Source organism: Thalassobacterium sedimentorum (assembly GCF_031127905.1).
Taxonomy (GTDB): Bacteria; Verrucomicrobiota; Verrucomicrobiia; order Opitutales; family Coraliomargaritaceae; genus Thalassobacterium; species Thalassobacterium sedimentorum.
In genome coordinates, this window is the sequence record NZ_JARXIC010000133.1 from 1 (window position 1) to 419 (window position 419).

General features: G+C 57.3%; 1 protein-coding gene. It reads left to right on the forward strand.

Annotated features, from left to right (window positions below; genetic code table 11):
- The coding region (locus QEH59_RS19160) for an alpha-L-fucosidase (protein WP_308986913.1) at positions 1-419 on the forward strand (419 nt) is incomplete at both ends.

Below are 419 nucleotides of genomic sequence, written 5' to 3' on the forward strand. Positions count from 1 at the left end.
AGCCGAATCGGCGGTGGATATGGTGACTACGTATCGCTCGGTGATATGCACATCCCGCCTGTGCGCCCGAATGTGGGCGTTTGGGAAACGGTGGACACGACCAATGACTCCTGGTCCTACGCCTGGTATGATCAAAACTGGAAGTCACCCAAATTGATTTGTGAGCGTCTCGTTCAGGTGGTCGCTCGTGGCGGTTCTTATATGCTGAACATCGGCCCGAAGGGCGATGGCACGATTCCTGCCCCGGCGGTTGAAGCACTCACGGCTTCGGGGGAGTGGCTCGCTGAGAATGGGGAGGCGATCTATGGTGCGAGCGCGTCGCCCTTTGACCAGGGATTTAGTTGGGGGGATATCACCACAAAAGGAAATGAGCTCTACCTACACGTGTTTGACTTGCCCGCCGAGGGGATGCTCCGTCT